Origin of the sequence: Leifsonia sp. 22587 (assembly GCF_052044215.1) — a bacterium.
Lineage (GTDB): Bacteria > Actinomycetota > Actinomycetes > Actinomycetales > Microbacteriaceae > Leifsonia > Leifsonia shinshuensis_C.
Window position 1 is genome coordinate 610,934 of sequence record NZ_JBQENB010000003.1, and the last position, 25,356, is coordinate 636,289.

General features: G+C 70.4%; 26 protein-coding genes. 13 read left to right on the top strand and 13 right to left on the bottom strand.

What is annotated here, in order from left to right; all coding sequences use genetic code 11:
- The first annotated feature begins 61 nt into the window (after positions 1 to 61).
- The 7 genes from ACTJI1_RS15150 (at position 62) to ACTJI1_RS15180 (ending at position 8,237) form a co-directional block, all read left to right on the top strand.
- The gene (locus ACTJI1_RS15150; protein WP_440743287.1) at positions 62 to 1,570 is read left to right on the top strand and encodes a sugar ABC transporter ATP-binding protein; all 1,509 of its coding nucleotides are present in this window, start codon (positions 62 to 64) and stop codon (positions 1,568 to 1,570) included.
- A gap of 50 nt (positions 1,571 to 1,620) precedes the next feature.
- Complete coding sequence (locus ACTJI1_RS15155; RefSeq protein WP_440743288.1) at positions 1,621 to 2,688, top strand: ABC transporter permease; 1,068 nt, start codon at positions 1,621 to 1,623, stop codon at positions 2,686 to 2,688.
- 55 nt (positions 2,689 to 2,743) lie between these two features.
- Positions 2,744 to 3,733: a LacI family DNA-binding transcriptional regulator gene (locus ACTJI1_RS15160; RefSeq protein ID WP_440743289.1), complete on the top strand. Its 990-nt coding sequence runs from the start codon at positions 2,744 to 2,746 to the stop codon at positions 3,731 to 3,733.
- A 31-nt stretch (positions 3,734 to 3,764) separates the two neighbouring features.
- Positions 3,765 to 4,706 carry an aldo/keto reductase gene (locus tag ACTJI1_RS15165; RefSeq protein ID WP_440743290.1) on the top strand — a complete coding sequence of 314 codons (942 nt, stop codon included), beginning with the start codon at positions 3,765 to 3,767 and terminating at the stop codon, positions 4,704 to 4,706.
- Between the two features lie 42 nt (positions 4,707 to 4,748).
- Positions 4,749 to 6,398, top strand: a complete 1,650-nt coding sequence (locus ACTJI1_RS15170) for a GMC family oxidoreductase (RefSeq protein ID WP_018192078.1) — start codon at positions 4,749 to 4,751, stop codon at positions 6,396 to 6,398.
- Between the two features lie 30 nt (positions 6,399 to 6,428).
- Complete coding sequence (locus tag ACTJI1_RS15175; RefSeq protein ID WP_440743291.1) at positions 6,429 to 7,145, top strand: gluconate 2-dehydrogenase subunit 3 family protein; 717 nt, start codon at positions 6,429 to 6,431, stop codon at positions 7,143 to 7,145.
- A 108-nt stretch (positions 7,146 to 7,253) separates the two neighbouring features.
- The gene (locus ACTJI1_RS15180) at positions 7,254 to 8,237 is read left to right on the top strand and encodes a LacI family DNA-binding transcriptional regulator (RefSeq protein ID WP_440743395.1); all 984 of its coding nucleotides are present in this window, start codon (positions 7,254 to 7,256) and stop codon (positions 8,235 to 8,237) included.
- Positions 8,238 to 8,246: 9 nt separating this feature from the next.
- Here ACTJI1_RS15180 and ACTJI1_RS15185 read toward each other — a convergent pair whose 3' ends face one another.
- The 4 genes from ACTJI1_RS15185 to ACTJI1_RS15200 are packed head-to-tail and all read right to left on the bottom strand — an operon-like array spanning position 8,247 to position 12,185.
- Positions 8,247 to 9,062, bottom strand: coding sequence for an ABC transporter permease (locus ACTJI1_RS15185; protein WP_440743292.1), 816 nt, complete (start codon positions 9,060 to 9,062; stop codon positions 8,247 to 8,249).
- Positions 9,059 to 9,877: an ABC transporter permease gene (locus ACTJI1_RS15190; protein ID WP_440743293.1), complete on the bottom strand. Its 819-nt coding sequence runs from the start codon at positions 9,875 to 9,877 to the stop codon at positions 9,059 to 9,061. Before ACTJI1_RS15190 ends, ACTJI1_RS15185 begins: the two co-directional genes overlap by 4 nt.
- A complete protein-coding gene (locus ACTJI1_RS15195; protein WP_440743294.1) occupies positions 9,874 to 11,079 on the bottom strand; it encodes an ABC transporter substrate-binding protein in 1,206 nt (401 codons plus the stop codon). Before ACTJI1_RS15195 ends, ACTJI1_RS15190 begins: the two co-directional genes overlap by 4 nt.
- Positions 11,076 to 12,185 carry an ABC transporter ATP-binding protein gene (locus ACTJI1_RS15200; RefSeq protein WP_440743295.1) on the bottom strand — a complete coding sequence of 370 codons (1,110 nt, stop codon included), beginning with the start codon at positions 12,183 to 12,185 and terminating at the stop codon, positions 11,076 to 11,078. Before ACTJI1_RS15200 ends, ACTJI1_RS15195 begins: the two co-directional genes overlap by 4 nt.
- Before the next feature lie 214 nt (positions 12,186 to 12,399).
- Here ACTJI1_RS15200 and ACTJI1_RS15205 point away from each other — a divergent pair, with 214 nt between their 5' ends.
- The 3 genes from ACTJI1_RS15205 to ACTJI1_RS15215 all read left to right on the top strand — a co-directional run bounded on the left by ACTJI1_RS15205 (position 12,400) and on the right by ACTJI1_RS15215 (position 15,500).
- Positions 12,400 to 13,140: an SDR family oxidoreductase gene (locus ACTJI1_RS15205; protein ID WP_440743296.1), complete on the top strand. Its 741-nt coding sequence runs from the start codon at positions 12,400 to 12,402 to the stop codon at positions 13,138 to 13,140.
- 101 nt (positions 13,141 to 13,241) lie between these two features.
- On the top strand, positions 13,242 to 13,658 hold the full coding sequence (locus tag ACTJI1_RS15210; protein ID WP_310132037.1) for a GNAT family N-acetyltransferase: 417 nt from the start codon (positions 13,242 to 13,244) through the stop codon (positions 13,656 to 13,658).
- Between the two features lie 42 nt (positions 13,659 to 13,700).
- Positions 13,701 to 15,500, top strand: a complete 1,800-nt coding sequence (locus tag ACTJI1_RS15215) for a DEAD/DEAH box helicase (RefSeq protein ID WP_440743297.1) — start codon at positions 13,701 to 13,703, stop codon at positions 15,498 to 15,500.
- A 48-nt stretch (positions 15,501 to 15,548) separates the two neighbouring features.
- Here ACTJI1_RS15215 and ACTJI1_RS15220 read toward each other — a convergent pair whose 3' ends face one another.
- The gene (locus tag ACTJI1_RS15220) at positions 15,549 to 15,761 is read right to left on the bottom strand and encodes a hypothetical protein (protein ID WP_440743298.1); all 213 of its coding nucleotides are present in this window, start codon (positions 15,759 to 15,761) and stop codon (positions 15,549 to 15,551) included.
- Entirely contained in the window at positions 15,758 to 16,426 is a 669-nt protein-coding gene (locus tag ACTJI1_RS15225) for a sigma-70 family RNA polymerase sigma factor (protein ID WP_440743299.1), read from the bottom strand. The genes ACTJI1_RS15220 and ACTJI1_RS15225 overlap by 4 nt, the downstream gene beginning before the upstream one ends.
- Positions 16,427 to 16,590: 164 nt before the next feature.
- Here ACTJI1_RS15225 and ACTJI1_RS15230 point away from each other — a divergent pair, with 164 nt between their 5' ends.
- On the top strand, positions 16,591 to 17,736 hold the full coding sequence (locus ACTJI1_RS15230; RefSeq protein WP_440743300.1) for a lactonase family protein: 1,146 nt from the start codon (positions 16,591 to 16,593) through the stop codon (positions 17,734 to 17,736).
- A gap of 111 nt (positions 17,737 to 17,847) precedes the next feature.
- Here the strand turns inward: ACTJI1_RS15230 and ACTJI1_RS15235 are convergent, their stop codons facing one another.
- The 5 genes from ACTJI1_RS15235 to ACTJI1_RS15255 form a co-directional block, all read right to left on the bottom strand.
- Positions 17,848 to 18,477, bottom strand: a complete 630-nt coding sequence (locus ACTJI1_RS15235; RefSeq protein WP_440743301.1) for a putative glycolipid-binding domain-containing protein — start codon at positions 18,475 to 18,477, stop codon at positions 17,848 to 17,850.
- A 67-nt stretch (positions 18,478 to 18,544) separates the two neighbouring features.
- Positions 18,545 to 19,081, bottom strand: coding sequence for an MOSC domain-containing protein (locus tag ACTJI1_RS15240; protein WP_440743302.1), 537 nt, complete (start codon positions 19,079 to 19,081; stop codon positions 18,545 to 18,547).
- A 582-nt stretch (positions 19,082 to 19,663) separates the two neighbouring features.
- Complete coding sequence (ligD, locus tag ACTJI1_RS15245; protein WP_440743303.1) at positions 19,664 to 20,887, bottom strand: non-homologous end-joining DNA ligase; 1,224 nt, start codon at positions 20,885 to 20,887, stop codon at positions 19,664 to 19,666.
- Positions 20,888 to 20,970: 83 nt separating this feature from the next.
- Complete coding sequence (locus tag ACTJI1_RS15250; RefSeq protein ID WP_440743304.1) at positions 20,971 to 21,333, bottom strand: UBP-type zinc finger domain-containing protein; 363 nt, start codon at positions 21,331 to 21,333, stop codon at positions 20,971 to 20,973.
- A complete protein-coding gene (locus tag ACTJI1_RS15255; protein ID WP_440743305.1) occupies positions 21,330 to 22,625 on the bottom strand; it encodes an APC family permease in 1,296 nt (431 codons plus the stop codon). The genes ACTJI1_RS15250 and ACTJI1_RS15255 overlap by 4 nt, the downstream gene beginning before the upstream one ends.
- Positions 22,626 to 22,816: 191 nt before the next feature.
- On the opposite strand from ACTJI1_RS15255, the gene ACTJI1_RS15260 reads away from it, so the two are divergent.
- Positions 22,817 to 22,969, top strand: a complete 153-nt coding sequence (locus ACTJI1_RS15260; protein ID WP_310132009.1) for a hypothetical protein — start codon at positions 22,817 to 22,819, stop codon at positions 22,967 to 22,969.
- 83 nt (positions 22,970 to 23,052) lie between these two features.
- Complete coding sequence (locus ACTJI1_RS15265; protein ID WP_310132006.1) at positions 23,053 to 23,190, top strand: hypothetical protein; 138 nt, start codon at positions 23,053 to 23,055, stop codon at positions 23,188 to 23,190.
- Between the two features lie 212 nt (positions 23,191 to 23,402).
- On the opposite strand, the gene ACTJI1_RS15270 is transcribed toward ACTJI1_RS15265, so the two are convergent.
- Both ACTJI1_RS15270 and ACTJI1_RS15275 read right to left on the bottom strand, forming a co-directional pair.
- Positions 23,403 to 24,107, bottom strand: a complete 705-nt coding sequence (locus ACTJI1_RS15270; protein WP_440743306.1) for an SDR family oxidoreductase — start codon at positions 24,105 to 24,107, stop codon at positions 23,403 to 23,405.
- Positions 24,108 to 24,125: 18 nt separating this feature from the next.
- Positions 24,126 to 25,349: an MFS transporter gene (locus ACTJI1_RS15275; RefSeq protein ID WP_440743307.1), complete on the bottom strand. Its 1,224-nt coding sequence runs from the start codon at positions 25,347 to 25,349 to the stop codon at positions 24,126 to 24,128.
- Positions 25,350 to 25,356: the final 7 nt, after the last annotated feature.

Genomic DNA, 25,356 nt, shown 5'->3' on the forward strand with positions numbered 1-25,356 from the left:
TCGGTCCGGGCGCAGCGACCGGCTCCACCACACACACGTCACGAGGAAGTGCAGAGGAAACATGGACGAGCTTCAGCTCGAGGGCATCACCAAGGGCTACCTGGGTGTCCAGGCGCTCAAGGGAGTCAGCTTCTCGGTCAAGCGGGGGAGCATCCACGCTCTCGCAGGGCAGAACGGCGCCGGCAAGTCGACGCTCGTCAAGATCCTCTCCGGCGCCGAGATCCCGGACGGCGGAACCATCCGCCTGGGCGGCGAGGTCATGCGGTTCAAGGAGCCGACGGATGCGCAGGCCGCCGGCATCCACACCATCTACCAGGAGTTGAGCCTGGTGCCGTCGCTGTCGGTGGCCGAGAACATCTTCCTCGGAACGCTGCCGACGAAGGGCGCGGTCGTCGACTGGAACGCGATGCAGGCCCAGGCTCGGGAAGCGCTGGCGCGGGTCGGCTTCGACCTCGACGTGCGACAGCCGGTCTCGAGCTTCTCGGTGGCCGAGCAGCAGGCGGTCGAGCTGGCGAAGGCGCTCCACAAGGATGCCCGGGTGCTGCTGCTGGACGAGCCGACCTCCACGCTCCCCCTCCCGGACGTCGAGCGGCTCTTCACCGTGCTGCGCCGGCTCGCCGCCGAGGGCGTCACGCTCCTCTACATCTCCCACCGCATGGATGAGCTCTACAGCCTCTGCGACGCGGTCACCGTCCTGCGCGACGGCGTCACCGCCGCCAATCTCCGCACGGCCGAGACGAAGCCGGCCGACGTCGTCACGGCGATGGTCGGCAAGAGCCTCGAAGGATCCATCGCGGATGCGGCCCTGCGCGGCGAGCGCAGCCCCCGGCTCGGAGCGGGCAGGACGGAGAGCATCCTCCTCTCGGCTCGCGGGCTCGGCGAGGACGACCGCGTCGCCGACATCGACTTCGACCTGTACCAGGGCGAGGTGCTCGGCATCGCCGGCCTCATCGGCTCCGGCCAGTCCGAGCTGGCCAGCCTGCTCGCCGGCGCCCGCCGGAAGACCGACGGGCGGCTGATCATGGACGACAAGCCGGTCGACTTCGCCTCACCCCGCGACGCCATCCGCCGGGGCATCGGACTCCTCCCGCAGGACAGGAAGGCGCAGGGCTTCATCCCGGAGATGGGCGTCGCCGGCAACATCACTCTCGCGAGCATGCCGATGTTCAGCCGGCTCTCCGTGATCGACGGGAAGCGCGAGAAGCGAGCAGCCCAGGAGATGGTGACGCGGCTCGGGATGAAGGTCTCCAGCGTCAACCAGCCGATGAAGACGCTCAGCGGCGGCACGCAGCAGAAGGGCATCCTCGCCCGCTGGCTGGTGCGTTCCTCGCGGCTCCTCATCTGCGACGAGCCGACGCGCGGCGTCGACGTCGGAGCCAAGGAGGACATGTACGAGCTGATCCGCGACTTCGCCCGGTCGGGCGGGACCGTGATCATCGCGAGTTCCGAGATCTCCGAGGCGATGATGTGCGACCGCGTCCTCGTCATGGCCCGCGGCCGCGTGGTCGCCGAGTTCGATCACGACGAGATCGACCCCCAGGGGCAGCGGATCCTCCAGCTCCTGGCCTGAGCCGGCCGCCCCAGAACACCACTGACAAGAACCCAACGACGGGAAAGACAATGTCGAACAAGACCCTCCAAGAGCCGGCGACGTCCGCCGGATCGTCCCCGGCCGCACGCGCACGATCGACGTGGGGCGGCGTGTTCAAGCGCTTGCTTCCGAAGAGCTACCTTCTGCTCGTCCTCGTGGTGATCATCGTGATCGGCTACTACGTCTCCGGTGACTTCCTCACGCTGAGGAACGCCGAGAACGTGATCGCCGCGGCGTCCATCGTGGCGGTGCTGGCGGTCGGCCAGTTCTTCGTGATCCTCACCGGGGGGATCGACCTGTCGGTCGGCTCCATCCTCGCGATGTCGACCGTCATCGTCGCCCTCACCCTGCAGGCGGGCATGGCCACGGGGCTCTCGGTGGCGTTCACGCTGTTCTGCTGCGGGATCGCGGGGCTGATCAACGGCCTCCTGGTCGTGTGGCTGCGCATCCCGCCCTTCATCGCGACCCTCGCCATGATGAGCGCCGTCAAAGGCTTCAGCTACATCATCCAGTCGACCAGCTTGATCCAGATCACCGACCAGACCTTCATCGACCTCTTCGCGCGGGGGACCACCCTCGGGCTGCAGAACCCCGTGATGATCTTCCTCGTCGTGATGATCCTCGCGGCGCTGGTCGCGAAGTTCACCACGTTCGGCCGGTCGCTGTACGCGATCGGCGGCAACCCGGAGGCCGCGCGTCTCTCCGGTCTCCCGGTCGCCCGCAACCTGATCATCACCTACACGATGTCGGGGCTTCTCGCCGGGCTCGCCGGCCTGATCGCCGCGGCCCAGCTGCGCCAGGGCAGTTCGCTCATCGGCGTCGGCTACGAGCTGGACGCGATCGCGGCCGTCGTGGTCGGCGGCGCCTCGCTCATGGGCGGCAAGGGGGATCCCATCAGCGCCGTGATCGGTGTGTTCGTGCTGGCCACGATCATCAACGTCATGAACCTGGTCGGCATCTCCTCGGAGCCGCAGCTGGTCATCAAGGGTGCGGTGATCGTCATCGCCGTCTTCCTCTCCTCGGCGGGAGGCGTCCAGAGGATCTCCGGGTTCTTCCGGTCGCACTTCGGCCGGCGGACCGCACGGGCAGCGAGCTGAGCCGATGTCGGCACCTTCGAGCAACGAGAAGCAGTCGACGACTCGCGGTGCCAGGATGATCGATGTCGCACGGCTCGCCGGAGTCTCGCAGCAGACCGTCTCCCGGGTCGTCAACGGAAGCCCCAATGTGGCTCCGGAGGTCCGGGACCGGGTGGAGACCGCCATCCAGCAGCTGCGCTACCGCCGCAACCCGGCCGCTCGCGCCCTGGCCAACGGCCGGACGATGAACATCGGGATCGTGAGCTTCGGCCTCGCCCAGTACGGGCCGTCCGTGGCTCTCAGCGGGATCGCGGACGAGGCCAGGGCGGCCGGCTACGCGACGAACCTCGTCACCCTCGGCGACGTCGACCGGGCCACCATGAAAGCCGCACTGGAGCACCTGGTGGAGGACTCGGTCGACGGGATCGTCGTCCTGGCCCCCGTGGATGCGGCCCTCGAGGCCATCTCGGGCCTGGATGCCGGTGTGCCCCTCGTGGTCTTCGAACCGGGCGCTTCGGAGGGCACTCTGAGCGTCGCCACGGACGAGGTCGCCGGAGCCGAGCTCGCCACGCGGCATCTGCTCGACCTGGGCCACGAGACCGTCTGGCAGGTCGCCGGGCCGAGCGGCTGGCTGGGCAGCGAGGCACGGCTCCGCGGATGGGCACGAACCCTCGCGTCGGCCGGCCGCGTGACCAACCGGGTGATCTCGGGCGACTGGTCCACCCGCTCGGGCTATGCGGCCGGACGGGAGATCGCGGGCAATCCGACGATCACCGCGGTGTTCGTGGCCAACGACCAGATGGCCCTCGGCGTGGTCAAGGCGCTCGCGGACGCCGGGCTCCGCGTCCCGGAAGACGTCAGTGTCGTCGGCTTCGACGACGTCCCCGAATCGCAGTACTACCGGCCGGCCCTCACCACCATCCATCTCGACTTCGAAGAGGTCGGGCGTCTGGCGGTGGACCGCATCCTGCACCTCATGCGCGGCGGAGAGGCGGACCCCCTCCCGCGGGTGAGCCCGACGCTCGTCGTGAGGCAGAGCACCGCGCCGCCGTCGCGAACCCCATGAACCATCGAACACTCCAGAGAAAGAGAAGCGCATGACCACCAAACAACTCGGGCGCACCGGGCTCACCGTCTCCGACGTCTGCGTCGGCACCAGTGCCCTCGGCAGCTTCCCCGCCCAGTACGGCTACGAAGTCGACACCGAGACCGCCGTCGCGACCATCCGCCGCGTCTTCGAGGGGCCGTTCACCTTCATCGACACCTCCAACGAGTACGGCGGCGGCGACAGCGAGAAGCGCATCGGCCAGGCCATCCGCGAGAACGGGGGAGTGCCGGACGGCTTCCTGGTCGCCACGAAGGTGGACCCCGTCCCCGGAACCACCGACTTCTCCGGCGATCGGGTGCGCCGGTCCGTCGAGGAGAGCCTCGAACGACTCGGCCTCGACACGCTCCCGCTCGTCTACCTGCATGACCCCGAGAAGATCAGCTTCGAAGAGGGGGTCGGCCCCGGCGGTCCGCTCGAGGCCCTGATCGCGCTTCGGGACGAGGGAGTGATCGGCCACCTCGGCGTCGCCGGCGGCCCGATCGACCTCGAACTGCAGTACCTCGCCACCGAGGCGTTCGACGCGGTGATCAGCCACAACCGGTTCACCCTGGTCGACCAGTCGGCGGAGCCGCTCCTCGACGACGCGCAGGAGCGCGGGGTCGCGTTCGTGAACGCAGCGCCGTTCGGCGGCGGGATGCTCGTGAAGGGCCCGGACGCGGTCCCCACCTACTGCTACGCCCCCGTCGCGGACGAGGTGCTCGAGCGCGTGCGCCGGATGGAGGCGCTGTGCGCCGAGTTCGACGTCCCTCTCGCGGCCGCAGCCCTGCAGTTCTCGCTGCGCGACCCGCGCGTCACCTCCACGATCGTCGGCATGTCGGAGCCCAAGCGGGTCGGCCAGACCGTGGAGCTCGCGGAGTTCGACATCCCGGAGCAGCTGTGGGCTGCGCTGCTCCCGATCGCGCGGCTGGGCCGCGCCGGGGTGCTCGCCTAGGCGGCGCATCCCCCGACGAAACGTCACAAGGAAGGACAGACAATGACCACTCTCAAGAACCCCGAGCCGGTCGACGTCGTGATCGTCGGCGCCGGCGCCGGCGGGGCGACCGCCGCGAAGGTGCTGACCGAAGCGGGCCTCCGCGTCGTCGGCTTGGAGCGCGGGCCCTGGCTCAAGCCCGAGCACGCGTCCGGCGACGAGCTCAAGTTCCTCAACCGCAACTTCATCTGGCAGGACCCGAAGCTCAAGCCGCGCACGTACCGCCAGAACGACAGCGAGGAAGCAGTCATCACCAACTTCTCGGCGACCCCGCAGGTCGTCGGCGGCGGCACGACCCACTGGGGCGGCATGGTGCCGCGCATGACGGAGAACGACTTCCGCCTCCGCTCGATCCACGGCGACGTCGAGGGCGCGAGCCTCGTCGACTGGCCGATCACCTACGACGACCTCGAGCCGTACTACACGCGCGTCGAGTGGGAGTTCGGCACGTCCGGTCTCGGTGGAGCCAACCGGTGGGAGGGCCGCCGCAGTCGCGACTACCCGACCAAGCCGGCGCCGCTCAGCCAGATCGGCCGCAAGTTCGCGACGGCCATGAACAAGATGGGCCATAGCACGTTCCCGATGCCGCAGGGCATGGTGACCGAGCCGTACCGGGGCCGCAAGCCGTTCAGCGAGAACGGGTTCTGGCAGCAGTACCCCGACCCCGGAAACGGCAAGTCGTCGACGCTGATCAGCTTCATCCCGGATGCCATCAACACCGGCCTGTACGACCTGCGCTCCGACTGCTACGTCAGCGAGATCCTCGTCGACAAGACCGGCAAGGCCACCGGCGTGCGCTACCAGGACGAGAACGGCAACGAGTTCGTGCAGAACGCCAAGGCCGTGATCGTCTGCGGCGGCGGCATCGAGACCCCGCGGCTGCTGCTCATGTCGAAGTCGGCGCTGTTCCCCGACGGCCTCGGCAACGGGAGCGGCCAGGTCGGCAAGAACGCGACGTTCCACCAGTACTCGTTCTCCGTCGGCCTGTTCGACAAGGAGCTGCACGACCCGCTGTACGGGTGGTCGGGCCACTACATGAACCTGTGCTCGTTCGACTTCTACGAGACCGACGAGTCGCGCGGCCACATCCTCGGCTCGCTCATCTTCCCGTCGATGCTCGGGCATCCCGTCAACTGGAGCTTCCCCGGACGCCCCACCTGGGGCCAGGCCGCCAAGGACGCCGATCGCGACCTGTTCAACTACAGCATGAAGATCGGCATCCTGCTCCACGACCTCCCCGTCGAGTCGAACCGCGTGGACCTCGACCCGACCGTGAAGGACGCCTGGGGCCTCCCCGTCGCCCGGATCACCCACACTCCGCACGCGAACGACTTCGCGCAGGAGAAGTGGCAGGTGAAGAAGAACGGGGAGATCCTCGAGGCCGCGGGTGCATCCAAGGTCGTCCCGGTCAACATGGAGCGCATCACCGGCAACACCTCGCACGAGCTCGGCACCGCGCGCATGGGCAACGACCCCGCCACGTCGGTCGTCGACAAGTGGTGCCGGTCGCACGAGGTCCCCAACCTCTACGTGTTCGACGCGAGCTTCTTCCCGACGGCGACGGGCATCAACCCCGCGCTCACGATCATGGCGAACGCCTGGCGTTGCGCCGACCGGATCATCGCCGTGGACCGCCACGGCTGGACCGACTGACACGTCGGCCTGAGAGGAGACGACCAGACAATGGGACAGGCAGAATGGGTCACCGTACCGATCTCGGCACGGGACACGGATGGGCCGCTGTTCTTCACCGAGCACGAGTGGGCGACTGTCGAGGCCGCCACTGCGCGCATCATTCCGACGGACCACCACCCGGGAGCGAAGGAAGCCGGGGTGGTGCGGTTCATCGACCGGATGCTGGCGGGGACGCAGTTCGTCTTCCCCGCCGCTGACGGCAAGGGCTTCCTCCGGATGGAGGGGCTCGAGGAGCAGGCCTGGCAGGAGCGCATCGAGAGCCGGCAGAAGTTCTACCGCGAGGGGATCGTCGAACTCGACGGGATCGCCGCCGACAAGTTCGGCGCCGACTTCGTCGACCTCGACGAGGACCAGCAGGACACCGTCCTCGAGACCATCTCCAAGAAGGAGAAGCCGGCGAAGTTCGTCTTCGCCGAGTCGGACGGTCAGGGCAGCGGGGGAGCGCCGGCCGGCAACCAGCCGGTCAACGAGGACTTCCTCGAGTTCTTCCCGCTCCTGGTGCTGAACACCCGGCAGGGGTTCTACGGCGACCCGGTCTACGGCGGCAACGACAACCGCGTCGGCTGGCGCGTGATCGGCTTCCCCGGCCCGCCGTCGCTGGCGGCCACGATGGACGGCAGCTACACCACGCTGCAGTACATGATCCCCGAGGCCGAGTGGCCGTACGAGCAGCACCCGGCGGTGCTGCGCTACGGCAACCGCTGAGCCGTCGGTTCACCCCCGCACCGGCCGGGCGCTCGCGAGCGTCCGGCCGGTGGCGGCCATAATTGGGGGATGACGGAGACGAGAGCCGGTGGGCCGCGTGCGGCGCGCATGGTCGATGTGGCCCGCCTCGCCGGAGTGTCGCAGCAGACGGTCTCCCGGGTGGTCAACGGCCACAGCAACGTCTCCCCCGACATCCGGGACCGGGTCGAGGCCGCCATGGCGCAGTTGCGCTACCGCCGGAACTCGGCCGCGCGCGCACTGGCGACCAGCCGGTCGATGAACCTCGGGGTGCTCAGCTATGCGCTCTCCGTCCACGGCCCGGCGCTCGCGCTGTTCGGCATCGCAGAGGAGGCACGTCGCAACGGCTACTCCACGAGCCTCGTCAGCATCGCGGAGATCGACCAGGCCAGCATCCGGGCGGGGCTCGACTCGCTGGTCGACGGCGGTGTGGACGCGATCGTCGTGCTCGCGCCGATGACCGCGGCGGCGGAGGTGCTGCAGCGGCTCGACACCGACGTCCCCGTCGTCCGCTTCGAGCAGGGCTCGCCGGCGGGACCTGCGACGATCTCGATCGACGAGACGCTCGGCGCCCAGCTGGCGACCCGGCACCTGCTCGACCTCGGGCACCAGACGGTCCACTTCGTGGGCGGCCCCGCGGGATGGATGGCCTCCGACGCGCGCCGGCACGGGTGGCAGACCGAGCTGGCTCTCGCCGGCCGGACGGCCCCCACCGTGTTCGAGTCGGACGACTGGTCCGCGGAGTCCGGCTACCGGGCCGGGCTGGAGATCGCGGCCGACCGGTCGATCACCGCCGTGCTGGCGATCAACGACGTGATGGCGCTCGGCGTCATGAAGGCGCTCACCGACCGCGGAGTCAGCATCCCGGGCGACGTGAGCGTGGTCGGTTTCGACGACCGGGACGAGTCCGCCTACTTCCAGCCCGCGCTGACGACCGTGCGGCTGGACTTCACCGAGGTCGGACGTCGCGCGGTCGAGAGCGTCCTCGGCGCTCTCCGGGGCGAGACGCCCGCCACGATCCCGCTCATCCAGCCCGAGCTGAAGGTACGGGACAGCACGGGCCTCGCCCGCTGAACCTCACCCTCATACCCGGCTGGTGACCGCGTCCCCCGCGAGCCGCTGGGACAGCCACACCGGGATGATCGCGATGATCGTCAGCACCGCCGCCACCACGTTCACGACCGGCGCCTGGTTCGGCCGGAAGAGGTTCTGGAAGATCCAGATCGGGAGCGTCTGCACGGTGGGACCGGCGGTGAAGGTCGTCACCACGATCTCGTCGAAGCTCAACGCGAACGCGAGCAGCACGCCGGCCGCGAGGGCGCCGCGCACCTGGGGCAGCGTCACCCAGAGGAAGGTCTGCCAGCCCCGGGCGCCCAGATCGCCGGAGGCCTCCTCGAGCGAACTCCCCATCCGCCGCAGCCGCGCCTGCACGTTGTTGTAGACGATCACGATGCAGAACGTGGCGTGGCCGATGATCACCGTGGCGAGCCCGAGCGTCACGCCGACCGGCCCGAGCACCGTCGTGAACGTGGACGCGAGCGCGATGCCGGTCACGATGCCGGGAAGGGTGATCGGCAGGACCACCAGGAAGTTGATGCTCTGCCTGCCGAAGAACTGGAAGCGCTGCACCGCGAACGCCGCCATCGTCCCGAGCACCAGGGCGATCGCCGATGCGCAGAGCCCGGCGACCACCGAGGTGGCCAGCGCGTCCGCGGCGCCGCGGGAGTGGAACGCGTCCTCCCACCACTGCAGGGTGAACCCGGGCGGCGGGAACGAGAACGTCCGCGAGCTGTTGAACGAGTTCAGCACGATCAGCAGCAGCGGCACGTAGAGCACCACGAGTCCCAGCAGCATGCAGACCCCGGCGAGGATGCGCGCGGGCGTGGACAAGAGCTTCACACGTTCTCCAATGCACCGGTGCGGCGGACCGCGAGCAGATAGAGGACGACCGCGACCAGCGGGATGACCGACAGCGCCGCCGCCAGTGGTTGGTTGTTCGCGGTGACGAGCTGCCCGTAGATGAGGTTGGCGAGGAGCTGCGTCTTGCCACCCACGATCCCGACCGCGATGTAGTCCCCGAAGCTCAGCGCGAAGGTGAAGATCGAGCCGGCCACGATCGCGGGGAAGACGAGCGGGAACGCCACCGTCCGGATGGTCCGCCATGTCGACGCCCCGAGGTCGTAACTCGCCTCGAACAGCGAGTCCGGCACCCGGTCGAAGCCGGCGTAGACGGGGATGATCATGTAGGGCAGCCACAGGTAGGCCAGCGTCATGATCGTGGCAGGCAGCCCGAACCCCGGCGTGTAGCCTCCCGTCGCGACCGCGATCGGTCCTCCCGGTTCCACGAGGATGCGCCAGGCGTACGCCTTCACCAGGTAGCTCGCCCACAGCGGGGTCGTCACCGCCACCAGGTACAGGGCGCGGCGGCTCGGCTTGGCCACCTTCGCGATGTACAGCGCCATCGGGAAGGCGACCACAGCGTCGATGAGCGTCACGCCCAGCGAGACCAGCAGGGTCCGCAGGGCGACCGTCCCGTACAGCGGATCGGTGAAGAGCGTCGCGTAGTTCTCGAGCGTGAACGCCGGGACGACGGCACCCGTGAAGCTGTCCACCGTCCAGAACGAGGAGACGAGGAGGACGGCGATCGAGCCCAGGTAGACGACGACGAGCCAGAGGAGGGGCGGCCCGAGCACGAGGCCCAGGCGTGCCCTCATCCCTTGATCTCCTGCCACTTGCTGACCCACTCGCTGTAGGCGGTGCAGTTGTCGCCGCTGCCGTCCACGCACTTCTTCTGCGGCGTCGTCCAGTAGTGGATCTTGGACGCGTAGTCGGCGTCGGTGGCGTGGTACGTGCTGCAGAACTGCGGGTCCGTCGTCTCCTCGCAGGCCTTCGTCTGCGCGGGAGCCTCACCGAACCACTCGGCTACCTGGGCGTTCGTCTTCGCGGACGTGATCCAGTCCATCCACCGGTACATGCAGTTCGGGTGCTTCGCCTTCGACGAGATCATCCAGGTGTCCGACCAGCCGGTCGAACCCTCCTTGGGGACGGTCGTGCCGACCTCGACCTTGCCGTCGCTCTGGATGAGGTTCGCGATCACCTGCCAGGACGTCCCGACCACGCTGCTGTCCGACTCGAACGACTGCACCGCCTTGGTGTAGTCGGACCAGTACTCGCCGACGCTGGCCTTCTGCTTCTTCAGCAGGTCTACCGCCGCGGCGAGCTGCTTCTCGGTCAGCGAGTAGGGGTCCTTGATCCCGAGCGACGGGTCGTGGGCCTGGAGGTAGAGCGCAGCGTCGGCGATGTAGATCGGCGAGTCGTACGCGGTGACCTTGCCGGCGTACTTCGACGCGTCGTCGAACACCGCCGACCAGGAGTCTGGGGCAGGCGAGACGGTGGCCTTGTTGTACATCAGGACGTTGGCGCCCCAGCCGTGGGGGATGCCGTACATCTGGCCGTCCACCGAGTTCCAGGCCTTGTCCTTCAGGAAGCTCGAGATCGTGGAGTAGTTCGGCACCAGCTTGGTGTTCACGGGCGCGACCTGGCCGCCGTACACGAGACGGAGGGTCGCGTCCCCGGAGGCGGAGACGCCGTCGTAGCCGCCGGTGCGCATCAGCTGCACCATCTCGTCGGACGTACCGGCGACCTTGGCGTTGACCTGGCACCCGGTGTCCTTCTCGAAGGGCGTCACCCAGTCGACGCTCGGGTCGTTGGTGCCGTCCTCCGCGTATCCCGCCCAGACGATGAGGTTCAGCTGCTTCTCGTTGGCCCCGAGCTTCTTCGCCATCGGGACGTCCGGCACCGATCCCGCGCTCCCCCCGCCCGAGCCGCCGCCAGAGCACGCGGCCAGGAGCAGAACCGCGGAGGCGGCCGCGAGCGCGGCGGTCCAGCGCTCCACGCGCTTCGTTGCACGAATCATGATTCCTGCCTCTCTTTCTCACCTCTGGTGCGAGGTACGTCTGCGTCGAGCGATTCCGCCGCGTCATCGTCGGTCCACGCCGGGGCTGTGCCCGCCAGCGGGCGGAGGTCGTCGTCGTTCCAGGAGATGCGCACGCGGGTCCCCCGCTCCAGCTCGACGCGGTGGGTGCGATCGTTGTGCTCCAGCACCGAGATCCGGGGGCCCGCATCGAGGTCGACGACCCGGCGGATGCTGCTTCCGGCGTAGACCGACTCCACGAGGGTTCCGCTCGCGCTCGGTGAGCCGGACGCATCCGCCTCGGCTGTCAGCGTCAGCTTCTCGGGGCGGATGGAGTACTCGCCCTCCCGGCCCAGAACGCTCCGCGCGTGCTCGCGACCGAACAGGTTCGAGGTCCCGACGAAGTCGGCGACGAAGCGTGAGACCGGGTTCTCGTACAGCTCACGCGGGGTGCCGAGCTGCTCGATCCGGCCATTGTTGAAGACGGCGATGCGGTCCGACAATGTGAGCGCTTCATCCTGGTCGTGGGTGACGAAGACGAAGGCGATGCCCAGCTCGTGCTGCAGCTGCTTCAGCTCCACCTGCATCTGCTGCCGCAGCTTGAGGTCCAGGGCGCCGAGCGGCTCGTCCAGCAGCAGCGCCTTCGGCTTCACGACCGTCGCGCGCGCGAGCGCCACCCGCTGCCGCTGGCCGCCCGAGAGCTGATTCGGCCGACGGTCGGCGAAACCCTCCAGACGCACCGACGCGAGCGCATCCAGGGCTCGGCGTCGCCGCTCCGCGCGTCCGACTCCGCGGACGCGCAGGCCATAGGCCACGTTGTCGATCACCGACATGTGCGGGAACAGCGCGTAGTCCTGGAAGACGGTGTTGACAGGGCGAAGCGCGGCCGGCTTGCTCGTCACATCCTGACCGAACAGTTCGATCCGGCCGGACGTCGGCTGCTCGAAACCGGCGATGCACCGCAGCACCGTCGTCTTGCCGGAACCGGACGGACCCAGCATCGAGAAGAACTCGCCGGCGGCGATCTCCAGATCGAGGTGGTCGACGGCGGAGACCGAGCCGAAGAGCTTGGTCAGCTGCGTCAACCGGATGGCGGGCAGGTCGGGCACTCGAGACTCCTTCGTCGGTGAGCGAACTCATCGTATGCGATCCGGTGACCGACGAAAAGCATTGCATCCGGCCGCTTCGACGGGAGGATTTCGAAGGTTTGCCCCTGGGCGGCGACCGATTCCGTGCCCGGGAGTATCTCCGCCGATGAGGGGTGGCGCTCCTCGCCGGGCGGAGGTGTAATACCGCTGTCCGACGGCTCTGGAGGAGGGAATGATGTCTGATTCGCAGACCCCCCGAGTCGCGCTGGTGACAGGCGGCTCAGGCGGTATCGGCAAGGCGACGTGCGAGCGTCTCGCGACAGCGGGCATGGCGGTCGCGGTGCACTACGCGGGGAACCGATCGAGAGCGGCGGCCATCGTCTCCGCCATCGTGGAGTCCGGCGGACAGGCGATCGCCGTAGAAGGGGACGTCGCCGAGGAAGCCGACATGGTCGCCGCGTTCGACGCGGTCGAGGCGGAGTTCGGCGGGGTGGACGTGGTGGTGAACACGGCGGGGATCATGCTGCTGGGACCGCTCGCGACGTTCAGCCTCGACGATCTCGACCGGATGCACCGGGTCAACATCCGGGGCACGTTCGTGGTGTCGCAGCAGGCCGTCCGGCGGGTCCGGCCGGGCGGCGCCATCATCAACTTCTCGACGTCCGTGTCCAGGCTGCAGTTCCCGGGGTACTCGGCGTACGCCGGCAGCAAGGGGGCGGTGAACGCGATGACGCTCATCCTGGCGCGCGAGATGCGCGGGAGGGATGTGACGGTCAACGCGGTCGCGCCCGGGCCGACGGCGACGGACCTCTTCCTCGACGGCAAGAACGACGACGAGGTGGGAGCGCTCGCCAAGGTGTCGCCGTTGGAGAGGCTGGGCACCCCGGAGGACATCGCCGAGACCGTCGCGTTCCTGGCCGGACCCGGGCGCTGGGTCAACGGTCAGATCGTCTACGTCAACGGCGGGGCGATCTGACGGGAGCGGATAGCTCACCCCGGTGGCGCGCACCCTCCCGCCGGGGATAGCGTTCCCTCATCCCGCGCATCCCGTGCGGGCGGTTCGGGCAGGTGATGACGATGACTGATGGGGCGAGCGGCGACTTCGAGTACCCGGACGAGGCCGGTTATCCGGACGGCACCGGCACGCTCACCGAGACGCAGCGCGTGCTGATCGACGAGGTGACGTCCAACGCGCCCGCGCAGCCGGGCATCGACTTCTTCGTCGTCAAGAACGAGGAGTCGCAGACGTACGACGCCGTCAGCGGGGACACCCTGGTCGGCGGGATCACCTACGCGCGGCACGGCGACGTGGTCACCGTGATCGCCACGTCCGTGTTCCCCGAGTTCCGTGGGCAGGGGGTCGCGACCGCGCTGATCCAGCGCGTGCTCGACCAGATCCGCGACGAGGGGATGCGCGTGAAGGTCGAGTGCCCGATCGTGAAGTCGTTCATCGAGCAGCACGCCGAATACCGGGATCTCGTCGCCGAGGACTGACTCCGGCAACACGCCGCCACGTCCGGGGACTACCGTGGGACGGTGACCACGCCAGATTCCGCCACCGACGAAGCCCACGTCGACGCCGAAGCCGCCGACGACGCGCCGACCTTCTCCTCGCTGGGGCTGGAGGGCGCCGTCCTCAAAGCGCTCAAGGACGTCGGCTACGAGACCCCGTCCGCCATCCAGGCGGCCACCATCCCGCCGCTGCTGCAGGGCCGTGACGTCGTGGGCCTGGCCCAGACCGGCACGGGCAAGACGGCCGCGTTCGCGCTGCCCATCCTGTCCCGCCTCGACCTGTCCCAGAAGAGCCCCCAGGCGCTCGTGCTGGCGCCCACGCGCGAATTGGCGCTGCAGGTGGCGGAGGCCTTCGAGAGCTACGCCACGCACATGAAGGGCGTGCACCTGCTGCCGGTCTACGGCGGGCAAGGATACGGCGTGCAGCTGTCCGCGCTGCGCCGCGGCGTCCACATCGTCGTCGGCACCCCGGGCCGCATCATGGACCACCTGGAGAAGGGGACGCTCGACCTCTCCGAGCTGAAGTACCTCGTGCTCGACGAGGCGGACGAGATGCTGAAGATGGGGTTCGCGGAGGACGTGGAGACCATCCTCGCCGACACCCCGGACGACAAGCAGGTCGCCCTCTTCTCAGCGACGATGCCCGCGCAGATCCGCCGCATCTCGAAGAAGTACCTGCACGACCCCGAAGAGATCACCGTCAAGTCGAAGACGACCACCTCGGCGAACACGACCCAGCGGTACCTCGTCGTGTCGTACTCGCAGAAGGTGGATGCGCTCACGCGCATCCTCGAGGTGGAGAACTTCGAGGGGATGATCATCTTCGTCCGCACCAAGAACGAGACCGAGACCCTCGCCGAGCGGCTGCGAGCCCGCGGTTACTCAGCGGCGGCCATCAACGGCGACGTCGCGCAGGCCCAGCGCGAGCGGACGGTCGACCAGCTCAAGTCGGGCAAGCTCGACATCCTGGTGGCGACGGATGTGGCGGCGCGCGGCCTCGACGTGGAGCGGATCAGCCACGTGGTCAACTTCGACATCCCGGTCGACACCGAGTCGTACGTCCACCGCATCGGGCGCACCGGCCGGGCCGGACGCAGCGGCGCGGCGATCAGCTTCGTCACGCCACGTGAGCGTCGGCTCCTGACCGCCATCGAGAAGGCCACGCGCCAGCCGCTCACGCAGATGCAGCTGCCCAGCGTGGACGACGTGAACGTCACCCGCCTCGCCCGCTTCGACGACGCCATCACCCAGGCGCTCGCGGCGGAGGAGCGGATCTCGCGCTTCCGCGAGATCATCGCCCACTACGTCGAGCACCACGACGTTCCGGAGGCGGACGTGGCGGCGGCGCTCGCCGTGGTCGCCCAGGGCGACGAGCCGCTGCTGCTCAGCGAACGCGACGAGCTGGCGCCGCCGGCGGAGCGCGAAGGCCGGGGCGACCGGGCCGGCGGAGCCGACCGCGCGGGCGGCCGGGGAGCGCGGGCCGACCGCGGCGACCGCCCGGGTCGGCGCGAGCGGAACGACACCCCGATGGCGCCGTACCGCCTCGAAGTCGGCAAGCGCCAGAAGGTGGAGCCGCGCCAGATCGTCGGCGCGCTGGCCAACGAGGGCGGCCTGAGCCGCGAGGACTTCGGGCACATCCGGATCATGCCCGACTTCAGCATCGTCGAGCTGCCCGCCGACCTCCCCGGCGACACGCTCTCACGGCTCTCCGGCACGCGCATCGGCGGCAAGCTCATCCAGCTGCGCCCCGACCGCGGCCGCGGTGGCCGCGCCACCTCCTGGCAGAGCGACGACCGTCCGCCGCGCAAGCCGCGGCGCGGCTGAGGCCTGGCGCCCCCTCTCGATGCACGGCGGGGGATGCGCGGACCGGCGTCAGCCGCGCAGGGCGGCCAGCAGGCCCGCGAAGTCCTGCCCGCAGGCTTCGCAACGGCGCAGGTGGTGGGCGACGCCCGGGTACCGGGCGGCCGCATCCTGGCCCGCGAGGACGAGCTCCGCGTAGACGTGCATCAGCGACATGGTCTGCGCGCATCCGGCGTCGTCCCGGTCGGTGTGCAGGAAGTCGCCCAGGCGTGATCTCGCGCTCATGTCACCTCCCGCCCGTCGTCGTCCAGATAATGATGAGTGACAAGGTAGACCCGCAACTTCCTTCTCGCGTCGAAGAGCGTCTTGTAGAGGGCTCCGCGGGTGGTTTTCCGGGACACGGCCAGAGCCTCCAGGGGCACGCCGCGGACCACCGCGTCCAGCAGCACCTCGCGCTGCCGCCGGGTCAGCACGGTCTCGATGGCGTGCTGCAGCGCCGCCAGCAGGTCGCTCGCCTCCTGCTGCTCCTCGGGGCCGATGCCGAGGCGGTCGGGGAGCCGCTCCCAGCCGACGGCGTCGAGCGACACCGTCGGGTGGTTCCAGAAGTGACGCCCCACCTTCGTCGACACCTCGAAGATCGCGAACGTGTACGCCCAGGTCGTGAAGCGGCTCTCACCCCGGAACTCGTGCAGCCGTCTCAATACGCCGATCACGGCGTCCGCAGCGGCCTGGTGCGCGATGTCGTCGAGCTCTGGGCCCGAGAACGGCAGCGATGATGCGCGGCGGCGCACCTCGGCGCGCACGACCCCGAGCAGCATCCGGTACAGGTGCTCCTCCGCGGCCCGCTTCTCGGCGCCGCCCGCGGTCAGGGCCCGGCGCCACGCGTCGGTGTCGGCCGGAGGCTCCATCGACGGACGCCGCGGCGCGGGCGTCCCGTCTGCGGCATCCATGGGGCTGATGCTACCGGCGTCGGCTGCGCACACGTTCCGACCAGGCGGATCGCGCGGTATCGGTAAGGATCCGCAGCCGCTCGTCACTAACCGGGGGAGCGCGCACGATGCGCTCGCCGGGCGGCGCCGTTCCGGGGCTGCTCGCGATCGATCGAAGGAGAATCATGAGAACCGCACTTCGTCTCGCCATCGCCTCGGTGGCCGCCCTCACCACGGCGGCCCTCTTCGCCTCGCCGGCGCTCGCCTCCCCACCGCCCGGAGGTGGTGGGCCGTCCGGCCCGCACTCGTCGTCCGTCGTCTTCGCCCAGACCGACGGCCTCGCCGGCAACGCCGTCGTCGCCTTCGACCGCGCGCCCGACGGCACGCTGCAACAGGCGGGCACCTACCCGACCGGCGGCGTCGGGGGAGCGCTGACCGGATCGGTGGTCGACCACCTCGCCTCCCAGGGATCCCTCGTCTACGACCGCGGGCTCCTGTACGCGGTCAACGCCGGCAGCAACACGGTCACGGTCTTCGCGGTGCGCGGCGACCAGCTGGTGCGCCGGGAGGTCATCTCCTCCGGAGGGGCGTTCCCGGTGAGTGTCGCGACGCACGGCGGGCTCGTCTACGTGCTCAACGCGCGCAACGGTGGCTCGGTGCAGGGTTACGTCCGCGTGGCCGACTTCCTCGTCCGGATCCCGGTGTGGAACCGCGCGCTCGGCCTGGATGCGGCAGCGACCCCCGAGTTCACTCACACTCCCGGGCAGGTCGCCTTCACCCCTGACGGATCCAAGCTCGTCGTCACCACCAAGGGGAACGGGAGCGCCATCGACGTGTTCTCCGTCGACCGCCTCGGCGGGCTGTCGCAGCATCCGGTGACCAACGTCGAGCCCGGCGCTGTTCCGTTCGCCGTCGCCTTCGACGCCGGAGGCCACCTGCTGGTGGCCGAGGCGGGCACCAACTCGGTCGCGAGCTTCACGGTCGCCGCCGACGGGACCGTCGCACCGATCGCATCCGCTGCGACCGGCCAGGCGGCGACCTGCTGGATCGCTCGTGACGGTTCGTTCTTCTACGCCTCCAACGCGGGCAGCGGATCGCTCTCGGGTTACGCCGACGCCGGGTCGGGCGCGCTCGCCGCGACGGGACTCACCAGCACGCTGGCGGGGACCGTGGATGCATCCGCGACTCCCGATGGACGCTACCTGTACGTGCAGGGCGGCGCGGCCGGGGCCGTCGAGGGCTTCCGGGTCAACCCGGACGGCTCGCTGACGAGCGTCGGCTCGGTCGTCGTTCCCGACGGGGTCGGCGGCGAGGGCATCGTCGCGCTGTAAGGGCCAGGAGTCCGCGGGCCGGCGGTCATGTCACCGGCCCGCGGACGCCTCCGGCCCCTCGGCCGTCATGCGCGCGAAGCTCGCGCCAGAAGAGACGTGAACCGGAGACTGCTACTCCGGCAGCGGTGAGCGGGTGGCGAGGCCCGGGTAGTGCGTCACCACGCCCAGCTCGTCCGTCACCAGGTCGGCCGTGAAGTCGCCCGAGCCGGTCCGGAACGTGATGACGCCTCCCTGCGATGCGTAGACCTGCTCGCTTCGCACGACGCGGAGTGAAGGCACCTCGACCCACGCCGTCGCGATCCGGGTGGGTGCTACGTCGCCGCGCAGCAGCCCGAGTCGCCGGATCGGCATGGTGTTGGTCACCGGGCACAGCCCGAGATCGCAGTCGACGGCGTCCGCGAGGGATGCGTCGGGCGCGAGACCCGGCGGCTCTGCGGGACCGCCGGTTGATCTCTCGGGGTGCGCGGCCCACGCGCCGCGCGCATCCCTCGTCAGTTCGAGCGAGCGCCGCCACGTGTCCGCGGCGACAGTGACGGTGATCCGGCGCGTGATCCAGCCGGGCCCGACGTCCAGGGTCCACGCCGCCGCGTAGGCGCTCGTGAGCGAGGTGCCCTGCGCCGTCAGCGAGCTCTCACCGAAACGGAGGTCGGCGATGTCGAACCGGGATGCGTCGTCCAGCCCGATCCAGCAGTACCGTCGGGGCGACACGACGTCCCGCTGGCCGAACCCATGGTTGCGCATGACCCGATGCAACCGCGTCGCCGGCCGCGCGGCAAGACGGCGAAGCCGGATGGACCGGGACGCCGGATCACACCGGCGCCAGCGCCTCCCGCTCGCCGTCCGGCAGCTCGACCGCGATCGCGTCGCCCGGCCGCACCACCCCTCCGCTGAGCACGACCCCCATCACACCCGCCCGGCGGACCGTGGCGCCGTCGGCATCCGTCCCGACTACCTGCTTCAGCAGTCCCGGCTGGAAGCGGTCGATCTGCACGCACGGGTTGCGGAGGCCCGTCACTTCGACGACGGCCTCGTCGCCGAGGCGGAGGCGCGCGCCGCGAGGGAGGCCCAGCAGGTCGATGCCCTCGGTGGTGACGTTCTCGCCGAGCTGACCCGGCTCGACCTCGGCCGTGACCTCGTCGAAGAGCTCCGCCTGGATGAGGTGCACCTGCCTGAGGTTCGGCTGCGTCGGGTCGCGGCGCACCCGGGACAGGTGCTGCACGGTGGCGCCGAAGTGCGCATCCCCCTCGACGCCCAGACCAGTGACCAGGGTGATGGATGGGCGCGGCTGCTTCGAGAAGCGGTGCTCGTCGTCGCGGTTCACCGAGGTCACGCGTGCGTCCGTCATGCCACCATCGTGTCGCACGCCGGGGCGCACATCCACTCGTTGCAGCGTGCGTCGCGCGAGTCGCCCGATCGGTGCCGCACAGCGCATCCCGGCGTCGGCAAGGAGGGCCGCGCACTCACCCCCCGGTTCCGTGCACGGCCCTCGCGCCGCCCCGCGGGCGAAGCCTCGGCCCCCGGGTCCGGATGCGCGGTCACCGGCTCCCCTTTTCGCCGTGCTGATCCGCGCTCCTAAAGGGGAATGTCCGATACCGGCAGAATGGTTCCATCGGCTCGGCAGATGGGGGAGAAATGACGCAGGGGAATCGACCGGACGGGTCCGGGCGCCGGTCGCGGTCGTCCGCGGTCGCCGCCGTGCTCTTCGCTCTCGGCGTCGTGTGCGCGATCGTCTCCGCGATCCTGTTCGCCGTCCCGCGTACAATGACGGGTTTCGGCTGGTTCGCCTACGCCCCGCTGAGCTCGTCGTACTTCGCGCCCTCCGGCGTCGATGCCGCCCTCCAGTGGGCGCTGGGTCTCGCGGCGGCATCCCTCATCCTGATGGCCGGCACGGTGGGCTGGTGGCTCGGCCGCCGATCGCGGAGAACGCTCAGCCGCGTCCCGCCCAGGGGTCGTAGTCGGCCAGCAGCGGGCCCTGCTCCGGGCGGTCGGCCTCCGGGATGTGCTGCAGGTTGATCCGCACGCGGTACCAGAGCGAGCTGGAGCCGCGCATCCCGTCGACGAGCTCGTCCGCGGGATGCAGCTGCGCGGCGGCGTCCGGATGCTCCGCCTTCCAGCGGTCGAGCGCCTCCATCGCCTCGGGCTTCGTCTTGGTGCGCGCGACCTCGATGAGCGGCATCTGCGAGACGCGGCGGCCCGCGCCGTCACCGCCCCGCGGCGGCTTCTCGGCCGGGCCGAGCTGTCGCGCCAGGTCGAGCAGCGCATCCAACGATCCGGCGGCGTCGTCGAGCCCGGCGTGCGGGTCGCCGCGCTCGGCGAAGCGCTGCAGCACGGTCGGCACGGTGAACTCCTCGGGGCGACGCGAGCGGACCTCGTCCCAGTCGAGCGGGGTGGAGACGCGCGCGTCCGGCAGCGCCCGGATGGAGTACGCGGAGGCGACCGTGCGGTCTTTCGCGTTCTGGTTGAAGTCCACGAAGACGCTCTCGCCGCGCTCCTCCTTCCACCAGCGCGCGGTCGCGAGCCCCGGGGCGCGGTTCTCGACTTCGCGCGCGAGCGTCTCGGCGGCGAGGCGCACGTCGGCGAAGCTCCAGCGCGGCTCGATGCGGACCAGGATGTGCAGCCCGCGCGACCCGCTCGTCTTCGGCCAGCCGACCAGTCCGGTGTCCTCGAGCACGTCACGCGCGATGAAGGCGACGTCGACGATCTGCGACCAGTCCACCCCGGGCATCGGGTCGAGGTCGACGCGCAGCTCGTCGGGATGGTCGAGGTCCTCCGCGCGCACGGGATGCGGGTTGAGGTCGAGACAGCCGAGGTTGGAGACCCACGCCAGCCCGGCGGCGTTGCGCACGACCGCCTCCTCGGCCGAGGTGCCGCGGGCGTAGTGCAGGGTGGCGGTGTCGATGTAGGCGGGATGCCCCTCCGGCACGCGCTTCTGGAAGAACGGCTCCTGCGTCAGCCCTTTGACGTAGCGCTTGAGCACCATCGGCCGTCCGCCCGCGCCGCGCAGCGCGCCGTCCGCCACGGACACGTAGTACCGGGCCAGGTCGAGCTTGGTCAGCCCGGGCTCCGGGAACACGACCTTGTCCGGGCTGGAGATGCGCACCTGCTCGCCGTCGACCTCCAGGAAGGTCTCCGACTTCGACGACGGGCTCATGCCGCCACGCTAACCGGGAAGCGGGTCGCGGAACAGGCCCCGATCAGGATGCGGGGCCGCGTCAGCGCCGTCAGCCGCGAGCGTCAGCCGCGCTCCTCGAGCCGGCGCTCCCAGTCGCGCGGTACGCGGTCCGCCGGTCCCGGCACGGACTGGGTGGTCGGATGGCTCTCCGGCGGAGCGAGCCGGGGGCCGTCGACGAAAGCCTGGGTGCGGTAGTCGTAGAACCAGTCCTCGCCGGGCTCGAAGCTCTGGATGATCGGATGCCCGGTGCTCTGCGCATGCTTGGTCGCATGCGTGTTCAGCGAGTCGTCGCAGCATCCGACGTGCCCGCATTCGGCGCAGCGGCGCAGGTGCAGCCACCAGCTTCCGGTCTCGCCGCACTCCTCGCACCCGGTGCCGGACGGGGCCGCCGCCGGGTCGATCCCGTCGATGCGCGCCGTGCTCATGGCATCCCTCCGTTCTTCTCGCTGCGTCCGTCTCGCGCGGCCGTCGCCCGCAGACGCACGAAACGGTAGCCGATCCCGGCGGCGACGACCAGCACCCCGGCCAGGATGGACGTCGGCGGCAGCGTCGCGACCAGCACCGCGCAGCCGATCGCCCCCGCGACGGCGAGGAGGCGCGGGTACCGCCGGTGGGCGCGGTCCTGGGTCCAGGCGGAGGCGTTGGCGACCAGGTAGTAGAGCAGCACGCCGAACGACGAGAACCCGATCGCGCCGCGCAGGTCGGTCGTCAGGACGAGAATGCAGACGATCAGGCCGAGCAGGAGTTCCGCCCGGTACGGCACGCGGAAGCGCGGATGCACGGCCGACAGCCACCCGGGGAGGTCGCGGTTGCGGGCCATCGCCAGCGTCGTCCGTCCGACCCCCGCGATCATCGCCAGCAGCGCGCCGAGCGCGGCGGTGGCGGCCCCGATCCGGATGACGACGCCCGGCCACGCCGCACCGCTGGTGGCCGCGACCGTGTCGAGCGGCGCCGGTGAGGCGGCGAGCCCCGCCGGCCCGAGTGCGTGGAGCGCCGACACCGCGACGAGGGCGTAGACCACCAGCACCGCCGCGAGGGCGGTCGTGATCGCGCGCGGGATGGTGCGCGCAGGATCCACCACCTCCTCGCCCATCGTCGCGACTCTGGCGTACCCGGCGAAGGCGAAGAACAGGAATCCGGCCGACTGCAGGACCCCGTACAGCGTGACCTCCGGACCCGGGAGCGCGGCGCTCGCCGCGGTGTGCCCGAAGCCGATGGTGATGGCGACCGCCAGGGCGATGAGCGAGACGACGACGAGCACCCGCGTCAGCAGCGCGGTGCGCGTCACCCCGAGCGTGTTCACGACGGTGAGCGCCGCGACGGCCAGCACGGCCACCGGCTTCACCCACGGACCGGGCACCGCGTAGCTCGCGAAGGTCAGCGCCATCGCCGCCGAGCTCGCCGTCTTGCCGACGACGAACGACCAGCCCGCGACGAAGCCGGTCCACTCGCCGAGGCGCTCGCGACCGTAGACGTACGTTCCGCCGGAGGTCGGATACTGCGCGGCCAGCTGTGCGGACGAGGTCGCGTTGCAGAACGCGACGAAGCCCGCGATCACCAGCCCGACCAGCAGCGCGGCCCCGGCTGCGGCGGCGGCCGGCGCGAAGGCGGCGAAGACCCCGGCGCCGATCATCGAGCCGAGGCCGATCGCGATGGCGTCGCCGAGCCCCAGCCGGCGCGCGAGCGACCCGGCCGGAGGGGTGGATGCGCTGCTCACCGGATCCCGACCGTCCTCTCGCCTCTGCGGATGCGGCGTCAGTCTAGGGCGCGCGGGTGACGCACCGGGCACCGGAATGTCACGGGTCGCTGTCGCGTATCCTGTCAAGCCCTCGCACCCGCTGGGCCGCCGACGGAGACTCGTATCGAGCCCGCACGGTCGCGGGCGGTACGACATCGCAGGAGCCGACCATGAGCAGCATCCGCCGCATCGCCCTCCCGGGCGCCACCGACACCACCCCCACGAACCCGCTCGACCTCTGGGGCCGCCGCGTCGCCATCGCGATCGCGGTCCTGGTGGGGCTCCCGACCCTCATTGCGGGGATGGTGGCGCTGATCTCCTGACCCGTCCCGTGGATGCGGTGCATGGACCTCCCGGGCGCGGAGGGGTACCGTCGCGCGGTCAGCACCGAACGGAAGGACGACGCATGAGCGACGAGAACAAGCGACCGGACGCGGACGAGCTGCCCGACGGCTCCGGCTCCGACGGAAGCTCCCCCGAGCCCGGCGAGGACACCGTCTCGGGCGGCGGCCCCGACGAGCACAAGGACACGGACGGCAAGTAGCCGCTCCGCGCCTCCCCCCTTCGCCGAGGTGCACGTTGTTGCGGGCGACACGCCGCGCAACTGCGCAACAAAGTGCACCTCGGCGATCCGTCCATCCCGCATCCGCTGAGGTGCACCTTGTTGTGGGCGACACGCCGTGCGGGAGCGCAACTACGTGCACTTCGGCGAAACGGAGCGGAGCCGCCCGGCGCCCGGCGGGGGCGCGCCGCGCGTCAGCGCCGGTGGAACGGGCGCACGCTCAGCGACTCGACCGTGCCCGCGGGCGGCATGTCGACCGCGAGACGCACGGTCGCGGCGACCATCTCGGGCGTGATCGTGTAGGCGGTGTCGTAGTCGTGGCCCTCCCGGGCGACGAGCGCGCGCTGCATGTCGGTGTCCACGCGCCCGGGGTGGATGCTCGTGACGCGCACGGCGTTGGGCCGCTCCTCCTCGCGCAGGGCGTCGGTCAGAGCTCGCAGCGCGAACTTCGAGCCTGCGTAGACGCCGCCTCCCGGCCCGCTGGTCAGTCCGGAGCCGCTGTTGATCGCGACCACGAGCCCCTTCGCCGCGCGCAGTGCGGGAAGCGCGACGCGCGTCAGTGCCGCGACCGCGAAGACGTTCACCTCGAAGACGTGACGCCAGGTGTCGGCTTCCGTCTCCGCGATCGTCCCGCCGTCCTCGACGCCCGCCGAGTGCACGAGCACGTCGAGGCGGTCGGGAAGGGCCGGCACGGATGCGCCGCTCGGGTCCGCGGTCAGGTCGGCGACGAAGGGCTCAGCTGACGGCAACTCGGCGACGACCGCCTCGACCGCGGCCGCATCCCGCCCGCCGACGAGGACGTGGTGCGTGCGTCCCAGATCGACCGCGATCGCGCGGCCGATGCCGCGCGACGCTCCGGTGACGAGGGCGATGGGTCGGTCAGAGGGTGCAGCGGCCATACACCGACCCTATGCGTCTCACGCCCGCCGCATCATCCGCAGCCCGGCCGGCACCGACAGCACCGCGATCGCCGCGACGAACACGACCAGCACCGGCACCAGCGGCCACAGGATGAGCGCGACTCCGACCAGCAGCACCGGGAGCGCCAGGCCGATGTACGCGATCAGGAAGATCGCGGCGAGCACCTCGCCGCGGCGCTCCGGCGCGGCCAGCGACGCGGCGACCGCGATCGACGACCGGAACTGCAGTCCGACACCGGCGCCGGCCAGCACGCCGCTGACGATGAACACCGCGAGGGATGCGGCGAGCACGCCCACAGCGAGCCCGGCCAGGCCGACCAGCATGAGCACGAGCGCCAGCACGAGCTGGGTCCGCGTGCTGACCCGCGCGAACACGATCTGCGAGACGGCGGAGGCGGCGAACACGGCGAACGGTACGGCGCCGGCGAGCAGGTGCGACGTCTGGTGCAGGGTCCCGGCGAGGACGCTCGGCGCGAGCGAGGTGAACAGGCCGAAGACCGCGAAGCCGGCGAACGCCGCGACGGCGGCGGCCGAGAAGGCGCCGCGCGCCTCGGCGGGCAGCGAGATGCGCTGCGGCCGGTACGCCGGGCGCTCCTCCGCCCGCTCGACCGTCTCGGGTACGAGTGCGACGGCGACCGCCGCGACGGCGAGCAGCACGAGGAACACCGCGTAGGGGAGCAGCAGCGGCGCGGGCAGGAACTGCGCGAACGCCCCGCCGATCAGCGGACCGAGGGCCAGGCCGCCGGTGTTCACGGCGGTGGACACCGTCCCCGCGAGCCGCGGTCCCTCCTCGGGGCGCGCGACGGCGCGCAGCTCGGACAGGTGCGCGGTCGCGCTGGCGGTCAGCGCGCCGACGCCGATCCCGGACAACGTCCGGGCGACGATCAGGCCGGCCACGTCGTTCCAGACCAGGAAGAGCGCCGCGGACACGATCTCGATGAGCACCGCGATGAGCACCATCCGGCGGCGGCCGGCGAAGTCGCTCAGGTGGCCGATCAGGAAGAGGCTGGCGATGACGCCGACCGCGTAGGCGGCGAAGATGACGGTCACCACCCAGGTCGGGAAGCCGTCGCGCACCTGGTAGAGCGCGTACAGCGGAGTCGGGATGGTCGAGAACGCCATCACTGCGAGGAAGGCGGCGGCGATCACCCAGAAGCCGGCTCCGTGACGGAGGCGGAACGGCCGGCGGCCGGTGGCGAGGGATTCGATCGTGGTGGTCATGAGTCGA